Source organism: Pseudoalteromonas sp. MQS005 (genome assembly GCF_001661605.1).
Lineage (GTDB): Bacteria > Pseudomonadota > Gammaproteobacteria > Enterobacterales > Alteromonadaceae > Pseudoalteromonas > Pseudoalteromonas tetraodonis.
Map to the genome: position 1 here is coordinate 77,279 of NZ_LYRQ01000011.1, position 13,415 is coordinate 90,693.

Here is a 13,415-nt window from a genome sequence, read left to right on the forward strand (position 1 = left end):
TAATGGGGCTGTCATGATTTCAAAAAACCAACTTAAACTTATTCGCCAGCTTGGCCAAAAAAAGTATCGCAAGCAATTTAACCAATACTTAGTACAAGGCGAAAAAAATGTACTGGAGTTATTAAATAGCCCATTAAAAGTAAACGATGTATTTGCAACGCAAAGCTTTATTGATAATAACCAAAGCGCATACCCTCAAACGCATTTTATTACAGCAGATGAAGAGCAGCTAACAAAGGCCAGTACTTTGGTAAGTAATAATGCGGCTATTGCAGTTATTGATATGCCAAGCACCGTATTACCAGATGAAAACAGTTTAATATTGGCCTTAGATGGTGTATCTGATCCGGGTAATTTAGGTACCATCATTCGCGTGGCTGATTGGTACGGTATAAAACACATTGTTGCCAGCACCGACAGTGCCGATCCGTATAACCCAAAAACAATTAGCGCCACTATGGGATCATTTGTTCGTGTATCGGTAAGCCAAGTTGATTTACCATGCTATTTAACATCTTTGGATGTGCCTATTTATGGTGCATTTTTAGAGGGCGAGAATGTTCATCACTGTCAGTTTGCTGGGAAAGGGGTTTTATTGATGGGCAGCGAGTCACATGGCATACGCCAGCAGTGTGCCGCGCTTGTGAGTAATAAAATTACTATTCCCGCCTTTGGCGGTGCTGAATCGCTTAACGTGGCAATGGCAACGGGCATTATTTTAGATAACTTTAAACGCCAAGCTTAACCTTTTGCCTAAAAATAGGTTAAATTGTAAAAACTAACAAAAATAATAAAAATTGGTAAAACAAACAGATGCGCTTAAGCACTATAAAATTAGCGGGCTTTAAATCCTTTGTAGAGCCCACTAAAATTCCATTTCCGGATCAAATGACGTGTGTTGTCGGCCCTAATGGCTGTGGCAAATCGAACGTGATTGATGCGGTGCGATGGGTGCTTGGTGAAAGCTCAGCTAAAAATTTACGTGGCGATGCCATGACAGATGTTATTTTTAATGGCTCCACTAACCGCAAGCCCATCTCACAAGCTTCTGTTGAACTCATATTTGATAATACCCAAGGTAAATTACCCAATACCTTTGCTGATCGTAACCAAGTGGCTATTAAGCGTTTGGTAACTCGCGATGGCCAATCGCTGTACTTTTTAAATGGAAGCAAATGCCGCAAACGTGACATTACTGATATATTTTTAGGCACGGGGCTTGGGCCGCGAAGCTACGCTATTATTGAACAAGGGATGATCTCACGTTTAATAGAGAGCAAACCGCAAGAGCTACGTGTTTTTTTAGAAGAAGCGGCTGGGGTCTCTAAATACAAAGAGCGCCGCCGTGAAACACAAACACGCATAAAAAGCACCCGAGAAAACCTAGAGCGACTCCTCGATGTTCGCCAAGAGCTACAAAATCAACTCGATAAACTGGCGGTACAATCGGTTGAGGCTAAAAAATACCGCGAATTTAAAACCCAGGAACGCACCTTAAAGGGGCAAATAGCGGTATTAAAATGGCAAAAGCTGCATCAGCAACAGCTTGATAAAAGTGCGCAAATCAAAAAGCTGGATGAACAAATCAGCTTTTTTAAAACGGCGCATTCAGGCCATGATGATGTTCTGGCAAGTCTTGAAGCTCAAGTACAAGTTCAGCAAGATAAACTTAATGATGCACAGCAACAGCAGCACCATACGCATACCGAATTGACTCGCAGTGAACAGCAGGCAATTAGTATTAAGCAACAAACGCTGTCACTGAAACAAAATTTAGCCAAGTTAGAGCAACAAAAAAATCAAAGTGAAGAAGTAAAAACGCAGCAACAAAGTCTCTGCCAAGAGTTAGATGACAGCTTACAACAGGCTGTAGAGCATAACTTAATGTGTAGCGAGCAGGTTATAGAGCTTACCGATGAGGTTAATCGGCTGCTGGAGATTAAAAATGCCGACACATCACACTGGCAATCACTAACAGAAGATTATCAACAATTGCATAATCAGCAGTTAGCGCATACCAACGCAGTAAAACATACAGAACAGAAAATCAGTTATGTTAAGCAACAACTAACGCAGCTTGATGAGCAAATAGATGAGTTAAATCGCAGTGAGATAGAGCAGCAATTAACTCAGCAACAACAGCACAGACAAGCCCTGACTGAGCAGCTAGCGAAAGCGCAAACGGCTCACAGTAAAGGCCAAACTGCGCAAACTGCTCAGCAGCAACAGCTAGATGATGCACAGCAAGATTGGCAGCATTTATCTCAGCAAGTAAATGAATTAAAAGCCGGTATAGCGGGGCTACAAACTACTCTTGGGCTTGAAAAAAGCAGCGATGAAAGTTTAACCTTATTTAAGCAGTTAACTGTTCAGTCGGGTTATGAGTTTTTAGTCGAGCAGGCGCTGTCATCACTTGAGCATATTCATATATCACAAGGTAAAGCAGAAAATAGCACGTGGGAAATTTCATCGCAGTCTGCAGCTAAGCACAGTATTGCCGCGTTTATTACCTCAGGCGTGTATCCTGAGTTATTAAATCATATTGCTTATGATGAAGCCGGCGATATAAGCGCACTTAACGACAATAGTTATATTGCGGTTATAGATAAGCAAGGGGCATTACACGGTCGAAACTGGCATGTAAGTGGCGATAAAAATGCAGAAAATTCCTTATTATTAATGCACAAAAAACTCAAGAAGCAAGAAACCTTACTTGAGCAACAACAACAGGCATTGACGAACGCACACTCCACACTTGAAGATCATCAAGCGCAAGCTGCATTAATAACCGAGCAGCAAAATGAGCGCAAAGACACTATTCACCAATTAGCACAACAACTTGCTGTAGCAACAACGCGTGGCGATATGCTTAAAGCGCAAGCTGATCAGTATCTGCAGCAGCTAACAAAATTACAACAACAGCGTCTGCCTCTGCTAGAGCAACAACAGCAGTTAAGCGAATTATTGAGCGAAGAGCTCGATAAAAATGAACAGCTTGCACAGCAGTTACAGGCCTTAGCTGAAGAGCTTAACCAAGCCGATAGCACACGAATAAATAGTGATGAGCGTTACAAACAAGCTTTGAATAATGCTGAACAATATAAAACACTAGCGCATCAGGCAAACCTTAATGAGCAAAAAGCACGAAGTGAATGGCAGCTCAGTCAAACAAAACTGAGTCATGCTGTACAGGCGCTTGCAACTGCTGCAGAGGGTGCGCAAGAGATAATAGAGCAGATTGAAGCGTTACTTATTCCTGAGCAAGAGCTTGCAGAGAGTATTGAGCAATTATTAGTACAGCACCAACAAGGCGAACAAACCCTTGTGGATACCCAGCAGCAGTTAGCTCAAGCAAAACAAGAATTACAAAACAAACAAGCGAGTTTAAAAACGTCACAAGCTGAGCTGGTGGCATTGCAAGAGCAGCATCAAAAACTGAGTATTGAAGAGCAAAGCTTATTAATAAAAGCGCAAGCGGTACTAGAGCCACTTAGTGAGCTTAATCAAAATTTAAAACAGGTATTAGCAGAGCTTCCTGCAGAGTTGTCATTAAATGCGGCGCAAAATCAACTTGCTGGAGTAAGTAATCAGCTAGAGCAATTAGGAGCCGTTAACCTTGCAGCCATTGATGAATTTGAACAAGCGAGGCAAAGAAGTGATTATTTAAATAATCAGCTGGACGATTTAACCCAAGCATTAACAGCTCTAGAAGGCGCTATTCATAAAATAGATCGTGAAACAAAAACGCGCTTTAAGTCTACGTTTGATCAGGTAAATCACGATTTTGGCCAGCTTTTCCCCAAAGTGTTTGGCGGCGGCAGTGCTTACTTAGAATTAACCAGTGACGATTTACTCGAAAGTGGTGTTAGTATAATGGCAAGGCCACCAGGTAAAAAAAATTCGACAATTCATTTGTTAAGTGGTGGAGAAAAAGCGCTGAGCGCATTATCATTGGTGTTTTCTATATTCAGGCTCAATCCAGCTCCATTCTGTATGCTGGACGAGGTAGATGCTCCATTAGATGATGCCAATGTGGTTCGTTTTTGCCGTTTGGTTGAAGAAATGTCACAATCTGTGCAGTTTATTTATATTAGTCATAATAAAATTGCAATGGAAATGGCGGGTAGATTAACGGGTGTAACCATGGCAGAGCCCGGCGTGTCGCGCATGGTTGCTGTGGATATTGAACAAGCGGTGCAACTTGCACATGCATAATTTTATAGTCATTTGCTGGTTATTTTAGGTAAAATGATGGCTGTTAGGCATATTAATAATAAAAGGTGAGGGGATGGCCGAAGAATTAAGATGGGTTTTAATTGTGATCAGTGTATTTGTCATTGGTGGCTTATTAATACACGGTTTGTGGTCAGTAAGAAAAAAAGAGAATGCTGAACTCCCTGCAAATGAGCGAGTCGAGCCTGTTCAAGAACAGCAGCCTTCATCTGTACATACTGAGCCACAAGAGCCAACGTTAGCGCAACGAGAAGAGCCACAAATGAGTGAGTTAAACTTCAGCGCTGATGAACCAAAGATAGACGAAAGCCCAGTAAATACACCTATCGAGGATGACCTTGAAGTGGTAACAGAAGAGGCCGCAGACACACAACAAGATGCCCCTAAAGACGTTGCAGACTTTGTCATTGTGCATATTCAAATGCCAGAAGGGCTCACTATGCAAGGCAGTAAATTACTGCCTGCTGTTAACATGCTAGGTTTTAAATATTCAGAAGAAGGCTTTTTTAATCGCCACCTAGATCCAGCAGGCCAAGGGCCGGTGTTATTTAGGCTGGTGAATATGTATAACCCAGGCACGTTCGATATTGATAATATGGAACAATTTAGCACCGCTGGGGTGAGCTTATTTATGACTCTGCCATGCGATGGCGATGGTTTAGCCGCGTTTAACATGCTGCACAGCGCCGCTAAAAAAATAGCGGATGAATTTGGTGCCGATATTTTAGATGCAGAGCGAAATGTAATGACGGTAGAGCGTATTCGTCAATATGTTGAACAGGTTCGCGCATTTTCTGCGTAACATACGCATAAGTTAAATTTTGTAAGCCACTGGGCGTTCACTCGTCAAAGTGGCTTTTTTTATGTTTTTTGAGGTCTACATGACAAGCAGCATTAGTGAGCAAATTAATCATCTTCGTACCACGCTTGAGCAACACAATTATAGTTATTATGTGCTTGATACACCCAGCATACCTGATGCCGAATATGACCGCTTGTTACGGACACTAAGTGAATTAGAAACCCAGCACCCTGAGTTTTTAACAGCCGATTCACCCACTCAAAAAGTTGGAGGAGCGGCGCTTGCCAAGTTTGAGCAAGTAGCGCACCAAGTGCCTATGTTATCGCTTGATAACGCCTTTGGTGAGGATGAATTTAGCGGTTTTAATCGTCGTATTAAAGAGCGCTTAATGAGCACTGAGGAGCTTACATTTTGCTGTGAGCCTAAACTGGATGGTTTAGCGGTATCGATTATTTATCGCGATGGAGTACTGGTTCAAGCGGCGACCCGTGGCGATGGTTTTACTGGCGAAAATATTACTCAAAATGTAAAAACAATCCGCAATGTGCCATTAAAATTGCGCGGTGATGATTACCCTCGTGAACTTGAAGTGCGCGGTGAGGTATTTATGGATAGCGCGGGCTTTGAAAAATTAAATGCAGAGGCAGAAAAACGTGGCGATAAAATCTTTGTTAATCCACGTAATGCGGCGGCAGGAAGTTTACGCCAGCTCGACTCAAAAATTACCGCAAAACGGCCATTGATGTTTTATGCCTACAGCACCGGATTAGTTGCCGATGGCACCTTACCTGAAGATCACTATCAGCAACTTGCTAAGCTTACCGATTGGGGATTACCGCTGTGTCCAGAAACCAAATTAGTTGAAGGCCCAAAGGCTGCGCTTGCCTATTACAATGACATTTTAACGCGTCGTAGCGAGCTAAAATATGAAATAGATGGCGTAGTAATAAAGGTAAATAAAAAAGCCTTACAAGAGCGCTTAGGCTTTGTAGCTCGTGCACCGCGTTGGGCAATCGCTTATAAATTTCCGGCGCAAGAAGAAATAACGCAATTATTAGATGTTGAATTTCAAGTAGGGCGCACAGGGGCAATTACTCCCGTAGCACGACTAGAGCCGGTATTTGTTGGGGGTGTTACGGTATCAAATGCAACGCTGCATAATGCCGACGAAATAGCTCGTTTAGGCGTTAAAGTGGGCGATACTGTGATTATTCGCCGCGCAGGGGATGTTATCCCGCAAATTACTCAAGTGGTACTTGAGCAACGCCCAAGCGATGCAAAAGAGATTGTCTTTCCAACTATGTGCCCAATTTGTGACTCGCATATTGAACGGGTTGAAGGTGAAGCCGTTGCACGTTGTACCGGTGGCTTAGTATGCCAAGCACAGCGTAAACAAGCGATTAAGCATTTTGCATCGCGTAAGGCATTAGATATTGACGGCTTGGGCGACAAAATTGTTGATCAATTAGTTGACCGAGAGCTGATCAAAACCCCGGCTGATTTATTTATTTTAAAGCAGGGACATTTTGAGTCACTTGAACGAATGGGGCCTAAATCAGCTAAAAATTTAGTTGCCGCGCTTGATGATGCAAAAACGACTACCTTAGCAAAGTTTTTATATTCACTGGGTATTCGTGAAGTCGGTGAGGCAACCGCGCAAAACTTAGCTAATCATTTTTTAACGCTTGAAAACGTAATCGATGCCAGCATTGAACAGCTGATTGAAGTAAGCGATGTAGGTGAAATAGTGGCAAAGCACGTGCGTGGCTTTTTTACTGAAGAGCATAATTTAACCGTGGTGAACGAATTAATAGCCCAAGGCATTAACTGGCCACAGTTAACAGCGCCATCAGAGCAAGAACAACCGCTAGCGGGTTTAACTTATGTGCTAACTGGGACGCTTAATACGCTTAATCGCAATGATGCGAAAGCGCGCCTACAACAATTAGGTGCCAAGGTATCTGGCAGTGTTTCAGCCAAAACGGATGCGCTAGTGGCGGGCGAAAAAGCCGGCTCTAAACTAACTAAAGCGCAAGAACTCGGTATAGAAATACTGACAGAGGATGATTTAATTACTTTGTTAGAGACTCATAATGGCTAGTTTTACAAATATACTTAATACCTTGTTAATTGACCTAGGCCAGTGGCTGCAAGGCTATTTGTCGCATTTATCATTGCTTTTGATGGTGTGCTTAGTGTCGCTTTATGCGGATGACATTTTAAAGCTCACCAAAGGCGTGGTAGCTAGGCGTCACTTTATTATAAGAGTGGCATGTTTTGTGTTGATCACCGCGTTTGGGTTTGGTTTATTAGTGGTGTGGTTAAGCCCACTGCTAACTAAAGCCTTACTGTTTTTTGGTACTAAGTGGTTAGGGCTCACATTATTAGCTGCATTTTTTATTTTGGGCACTATTGCCGATAGGAAAAACCAGTTGTGAGCCGTTATGGACCTGAATACTGGGATAAATATGGTAGCTATCGTACACCAATAGCGTTTCATTTGAGTATTTTAGTGTTACTGCGGGCCTATTTTATTTGGGTGATTGCCGCGCTGAGCCGTCGTCCTGAACTTGATCTAATGTCATTGTTTTTTAAATCAAAAAATGATTTTTTTATTGCCATAGCGATTGGTGCTGTGGCAATTGTACCCACTATTTTGTTTTGTTTACGCAGACCCAGAGACTCGCATCAAGCTACGAAACGGTTAGCGCGTATTTGGCGATACATGCGTTGGCCACTTATTACTTGCGCGCTAATAGACTTGTCGTGGTTAAGTATCCAGGCGGCACATAGCCATTATCGCTTTTCACTGTTTTTAGCCATACAAATGGTGATTGTATTGTGGGTATTGTGGTATTTGGCAAAAAGTCGTTATTTAAGTGTTTTTTTTAGTGATTGGCCCGAGCCGACAGAAAAAGCAACCGATAAAAAGTAAGAGATTATGCACACTATTAATAAAAAAATAGCGCAAGTAGTGGCCTTTATAGGGCTGATTATTATCTGTGTTGGCTATTTTTTATCATTAGGCGAACATATTTGGTTTAAAGGGATATTGCTATTGTGGATAGTGGTATTTTGTTCGTGCTGTTACCGGTTAACGCCGTTATTTAAAATGCGTAACCCGCTGCGTAACTTTATTCAGCGTGATGCGCAGCATTTGTTTGTTTTTAGTTTAACCGGGTTGTTTGATAAAAAGAATGGCCCGCATTGGTTAGTCATCAGCAATATTGAGTCAATAGAGATAAAAGACGATGAGCTAATAGTGCATAGTAATAATGACAGACAATTAAGCGTGAGTATTCCTGGTAGTCAAGCTCAATTACACGCTTATATAAGCTGTATACTTACAGCAACAGAGAAGCACCGTATAGTGTTTAAATAGCGTTGATCGTGGTATTAGCCACGGACGTAATGATAGGCTGTCAGCCAATGCTTTTGGCTCAGTATGAAGCAAATTAATAACGCAATGAGGTTGTTATGTTGAAATGGAACGATATTGTTAATTTTGCCAACCATGGCAATCCGACACCGGTTCAAAAAGTAGTTAAAACAGAACAGCAATGGCGTGAACTGTTAAACGAAGAGCAATATTACGTGACCCGTAAAAAAGGCACAGAGCGACCAAATAGTTCAACTAGTTGCACACTATTAGAACCGGGAAAGTACGTATGTGTGTGTTGTGACAACCTACTGTTTGATGCGGATGAAAAGTTTGATAGTGGCACAGGATGGCCTTCATTTACACAACCTGCAACGGTTGATGCGATAGGGTATGTAATGGATAACAGCCATGGCATGGAGCGAGTTGAAGTTGTTTGTAATGTGTGTGATGCGCACTTAGGGCATATTTTCCCTGATGGCCCACTTCCTTCCGGCTTGCGCTACTGTGTAAACGCACTGGCAATGAAAAAGCTCTAGGGCCTGTTGGCCTTCCAAGGTTAAATTTGCAGCAGTCTGTTTGGTATTTAGGCAAGGCAGAGCCTATGTGGTGGGGTTATTCCCCATAAATGGGCGATAACGTAGCATCAATTCCAAACAGGCGCTGCCCAAAGGGTTCTGCCAAGGAACGATTAACTCTTTGTTGCCTACATGGATGTAGGTAAGGGGCGTGAGCAGGACGCGGAAGCTTTGCTCGGCTTTTACTTATTCTTACATGGATGTAAGCCAGTAGAATAACGCAGGAGCAGTTATCGAGCCCACTAGGTTACAAACCTCACGCCGCGATTAAATCGTCCCTTGCTTGAACAAATTTTAATCCGCAAATGTCAACAGGCCCTAGCTAATCTCTAGTTTCATTTCTTTAGCAATCTGAAGTAGTTTATCGAACCGCTCTGATTGCTCTTCTGCTAAGGGTGATTTTTTTAATAGTTTAAAGCACTTTTGAGCCAATAGACTATTGAAAGAGCCCCCCTGTTTTTTTGATTTATCCACTAAACACTGTAATAAGTTAAGCGCAATACTTGGGTTGTGTGGCATGACCCTAAAGGCTTGACTGAATGCCTCTAAAGCAACATTTAACTGGCCACGCTCAAACTGTTTAACTGCATGATTGTTAAGTTCCTTCGGCCCCATTTTAATATCACGTCTTTCACTTTGCTGTTGCTGTATATAACGCAAGTACGTCGCGTCGCTCCTACTTGGGTGGCGTTCGCAATGATCAATAATTTGGCTAAATAGCGCTTGCGCCTTCTGATGAAAACCTAATTCATGTAATGCTTTTGCTTTATCTAGGGCACCATCGACTGAACGTATTTGAGTATCGCTGTCATCAAGTTGTTCAATCAACTGTTTCGCTTTTTTATGTTCATCTTTTAAATAATAAAGGCGTGCATTGAGCACATCGATTTGAGTTTGTGCATTACTGGTTGGGAATTGTGTTTTTAGCTCATTAATATATTTATTTGTTTGACGGGAGATTCTGTTTATTTGATCACTTTGATCTGTGGTTAGTGCAAAGTCAATCCCAGCACGAGCGGCATTTAAATAAATGTCTGGGCTATCATGCATAGAGTACTTAGCGTAGTTCGCAATATCTTTTTGAGTTAAGTAGCTGGTTTCATAATCTCTATTTATGAGCGATACGCTGTTCAGTGACTTTTGACGGTCTATATTACGCGGGGCAATATGGGCTGCTTGACTTAAAAACTCTTGAGCTAACTCAAACTGGTTTAGTTTTATTTCTAAACGGCCTAATAAGTCTAATGCAACTAGTCGTGTTTCATTACGTTCAAGCATAGTTTTAAGCATGCGTTGAGCCAAAATATGCTCATTGTTAGCAATTAAGGCTTCTACCAATCCTACTTTTGCCCATGCAAACTTTTGAATATTCAAAACTGATTTAAAAAAGTCTTTCGCTTCTTGGTTTTGTTTTAGCGCCAGTAAAATATTACCTTTTAATCTAAGCAGAATAGGGCTGTATTTATTACTTTTATCAAGCTGAGCATTAATTTGTTTTAATGCTTTAGACTGGTTATCGTCATCAATTAAAGTGTATATAGCTTTTAAGTCGCTTTTGCGTTTGAGAATACGCTCTATGCGCACTCTTAGCTCTTGTACAGAGAAAGGTTTTACTAAAAAGTCATCGGGTTGAAGTTCTAACACACTGTGAACTAACTCTCCGCTAGTTTCCGCAGATGTAAAAATAAACCCAGTAGAGTGTTTTATTAATGCTTTAGCGCGTAATTCTTCATAAAGCTGGTAGCCATCTTGGCGTTTGCTTAGATTAAAAGAGCAAATTACCAAGTCAAATTCTTCATGTAAGCATTGTTCTTTTGCCGCTAGAGCATGATCTGCAAAACGCATATGTCCAAAGCCAATTTTTTCGAGCGACTGTTTCATGTAGCTTTGAGCAAGTGGCTGCTCCTCTACAATCAGTATTTTTGCTTCATTAAAAATATTTTTAGACATTGGCTTAAGTGTAATTGAATTTAACACAGACTATAATCAACAGTTTAGACGCTTACAAGGTAATTTAAAGATTCGCTTCGAAGATGAGAGCTTATTAAGCAAATTAATTCTAAAGGTTTATATTTTTATCTTAAAAGAGCTAAAAACCCATTTAAAGTAAATGGATAGCACGCGTAATAAAGTAAGCTTAAACAAAATGATTTTGGAGATAATAAAACTCGGAAGATAGGTTTTTAGCATGTGATTGGTAATACTGATCTTTTGAAACCAAAGAATTGCTTGATACGAATTTCTAAATGGCAATTAATACTGAACGTGAACTAAAGGAGTGGAAGATAATGAATATTAAAATGGAAGGTGATACTGGAAGATTTAGATTTTTGTAATATGCACCATTCAAAGAATGGTGGGTCGTACTGGACTTGAACCAGTGACCCTCGCCTTGTAAGGGCGATGCTCTCCCAACTGAGCTAACGACCCATATTACAACTTTAAAACATGACTATTAACATAATAATAGGTTTTATATGTGGTGGGTGATACTGGACTTGAACCAGTGACCCTCGCCTTGTAAGGGCGATGCTCTCCCAACTGAGCTAATCACCCACATATAAATTAAAACGCTACTATTAAAATAAATAGTACTGGACTTTAACCAGTGAACCTCGCCGTAACTTGTAAATAGCGGTGATGCTCTCTTTTTCTAACTGAGCTAATCACCCATTTAGATATCTTGTAATATGCACCATTCAAAGAATGGTGGGTCGTACTGGACTTGAACCAGTGACCCTCGCCTTGTAAGGGCGATGCTCTCCCAACTGAGCTAACGACCCATATTACAAATTTACACATGACTATTAACATAATAATAGATTTTATATGTGGTGGGTGATACTGGACTTGAACCAGTGACCCTCGCCTTGTAAGGGCGATGCTCTCCCAACTGAGCTAATCACCCACATATAAATTAAAACGCTACTATTAAAATAAATAGTACTGGACTTTAACCAGTGAACTTCGCCGTTACTTGTAAATAGCGGTGATGCTCTCACTTCTTGTAACTGAGCTAACGACCCATATTACAATTTTAATACATATCACTATTAATATAACAATAGGTTTTATATGTGGTGGGTGATACTGGACTTGAACCAGTGACCCTCGCCTTGTAAGGGCGATGCTCTCCCAACTGAGCTAATCACCCACATATAAATTCAAACGCTACTATTAAATTTTAGTAGTACTGGACTTTAACCAGTGAACCTTGCCGTTACTTGTAAATAACGGTGAGCTCTCTTTTTTCTAACTGAGCTAACGCCCATATAGAATCTTAGATACGACACATTAAAATGTGGTGGGTGATACTGGACTTGAACCAGTGACCCTCGCCTTGTAAGGGCGATGCTCTCCCAACTGAGCTAATCACCCGCATCTAAACAACACCACATTGCTGCGTTGTTGTGGGGCGCTATTATAGATAGAGTTGCAAATGTGTCAACACTTGAATGATAAAAATGTGCTGAATGAAGCTTTTATAAACAATACAGTGCGAACGGTGTTCACTTTATCAACAAACTAATATTAAACGAACAATTGTTAAGCTTAATGTTTATTTAAAGTCGGCGGCGTAGACTAAATAGATGTCATTGGTGGTGGGATAAACAATAAAATATTTATGTAATAAAAGGCTAACTTTCAATAATTGTATTGCGTGATACAAATTAGCGGATAATAAAAAGTTATTTAAAGTTTAACATGCCAATGAACAGCGCTTTTTTAGTAGTAAAACAGCACCAAGCTAATTTGCATATAAATGTATACCCTTTAAATCATATTCAAACTCATATTATCGGTTGAATAGGGTACTCAGTCGTATACATGTGGCGAGTACAACAACGTAAAGCGCAACATGACATCTAAATTAGTATGAAAATCTGTTTTTTAGCACGTATGATAGCCAGTTTGTTGAAATTTAAACCATTTAAATAATGTCGCATAAAAAACTGTTGACTTTATTTTGGGGGGTGCATAGAATGCGCCCCGCACTAAGCGATACACGACGTGATTATCACAGAGCGTATTGAATAAGTTGGGGCTATAGCTCAGCTGGGAGAGCGCTTCGCTGGCAGCGAAGAGGTCTGCGGTTCGATCCCGCATAGCTCCACCAATTTTTAGTGTTTGTCCTAGGGTAACAGTTTTCTGTGTCCCCATCGTCTAGAGGCCTAGGACACCGCCCTTTCACGGCGGTAACAGGGGTTCGAATCCCCTTGGGGACGCCACTTAACTTTTTAGTTAAAGGCGGTTTTACCGAGAAAATAGCGTAACACATAAAGCTCGAGTCTTTATTTGTACTATACGCCATTACCTTAAAGCTCAGGATGTGAGTAAAACTAATCAATTGTCCTAGTGACACATATTCTGTGTCCCCATCGTCTAGAGGCCTAGGACACCGCCCTTTCACGGCGGTAACAGG

General features: G+C 41.1%; 9 protein-coding genes and 8 tRNA genes. 10 read left to right on the top strand and 7 right to left on the bottom strand.

Annotated elements, in window-relative coordinates; genetic code table 11:
- Nucleotides 1-13: 13 nt before the first annotated feature.
- The 8 genes from A9479_RS05960 (at nt 14) to msrB (ending at nt 8,953) form a co-directional block, all read left to right on the top strand.
- Nucleotides 14-745: an RNA methyltransferase gene (locus A9479_RS05960; protein ID WP_064662929.1), complete on the top strand. Its 732-nt coding sequence runs from the start codon at nt 14-16 to the stop codon at nt 743-745.
- 68 nt (nt 746-813) lie between these two features.
- Entirely contained in the window at nt 814-4,215 is a 3,402-nt protein-coding gene (locus A9479_RS05965; RefSeq protein ID WP_064662930.1) for a chromosome segregation SMC family protein, read from the top strand.
- A gap of 73 nt (nt 4,216-4,288) precedes the next feature.
- Nucleotides 4,289-5,035 carry a cell division protein ZipA gene (zipA, locus tag A9479_RS05970; RefSeq protein WP_064662931.1) on the top strand — a complete coding sequence of 249 codons (747 nt, stop codon included), beginning with the start codon at nt 4,289-4,291 and terminating at the stop codon, nt 5,033-5,035.
- Between the two features lie 79 nt (nt 5,036-5,114).
- Nucleotides 5,115-7,136 (top strand): NAD-dependent DNA ligase LigA, encoded by a 2,022-nt coding sequence (ligA, locus tag A9479_RS05975; RefSeq protein ID WP_064662932.1) that lies wholly within the window; start codon nt 5,115-5,117, stop codon nt 7,134-7,136.
- Entirely contained in the window at nt 7,129-7,473 is a 345-nt protein-coding gene (locus A9479_RS05980) for a DUF3392 family protein (RefSeq protein ID WP_028834947.1), read from the top strand. The genes ligA and A9479_RS05980 overlap by 8 nt, the downstream gene beginning before the upstream one ends.
- Nucleotides 7,470-7,970, top strand: coding sequence for a DUF2919 domain-containing protein (locus tag A9479_RS05985; protein WP_064662933.1), 501 nt, complete (start codon nt 7,470-7,472; stop codon nt 7,968-7,970). Before A9479_RS05980 ends, A9479_RS05985 begins: the two co-directional genes overlap by 4 nt.
- A 6-nt stretch (nt 7,971-7,976) precedes the next feature.
- The gene (locus A9479_RS05990; protein WP_013465300.1) at nt 7,977-8,417 is read left to right on the top strand and encodes a hypothetical protein; all 441 of its coding nucleotides are present in this window, start codon (nt 7,977-7,979) and stop codon (nt 8,415-8,417) included.
- A gap of 95 nt (nt 8,418-8,512) precedes the next feature.
- A complete protein-coding gene (msrB, locus tag A9479_RS05995; RefSeq protein ID WP_013465299.1) occupies nt 8,513-8,953 on the top strand; it encodes a peptide-methionine (R)-S-oxide reductase MsrB in 441 nt (146 codons plus the stop codon).
- A gap of 357 nt (nt 8,954-9,310) precedes the next feature.
- Here msrB and A9479_RS06000 read toward each other — a convergent pair whose 3' ends face one another.
- The 7 genes from A9479_RS06000 to A9479_RS06030 all read right to left on the bottom strand — a co-directional run bounded on the left by A9479_RS06000 (nt 9,311) and on the right by A9479_RS06030 (nt 12,370).
- Nucleotides 9,311-10,942, bottom strand: a complete 1,632-nt coding sequence (locus A9479_RS06000) for a response regulator (RefSeq protein WP_064662934.1) — start codon at nt 10,940-10,942, stop codon at nt 9,311-9,313.
- A gap of 404 nt (nt 10,943-11,346) precedes the next feature.
- Nucleotides 11,347-11,422, bottom strand: a tRNA-Val gene (locus A9479_RS06005).
- Nucleotides 11,423-11,472: 50 nt separating this feature from the next.
- Nucleotides 11,473-11,548: transfer RNA gene (locus tag A9479_RS06010), tRNA-Val, on the bottom strand.
- Nucleotides 11,549-11,699: 151 nt separating this feature from the next.
- Nucleotides 11,700-11,775: transfer RNA gene (locus tag A9479_RS06015), tRNA-Val, on the bottom strand.
- Nucleotides 11,776-11,824: 49 nt separating this feature from the next.
- Nucleotides 11,825-11,900 (bottom strand) — tRNA-Val (locus A9479_RS06020).
- A gap of 170 nt (nt 11,901-12,070) precedes the next feature.
- Nucleotides 12,071-12,146 (bottom strand) — tRNA-Val (locus tag A9479_RS06025).
- A gap of 148 nt (nt 12,147-12,294) precedes the next feature.
- A tRNA-Val gene (locus A9479_RS06030) sits at nt 12,295-12,370 on the bottom strand.
- 663 nt (nt 12,371-13,033) lie between these two features.
- Between A9479_RS06030 and A9479_RS06035 the strand changes: the two genes are divergently transcribed.
- Nucleotides 13,034-13,109: transfer RNA gene (locus A9479_RS06035), tRNA-Ala, on the top strand.
- A gap of 36 nt (nt 13,110-13,145) precedes the next feature.
- Nucleotides 13,146-13,221: transfer RNA gene (locus tag A9479_RS06040), tRNA-Glu, on the top strand.
- The last annotated feature ends 194 nt before the right edge of the window (nt 13,222-13,415 follow it).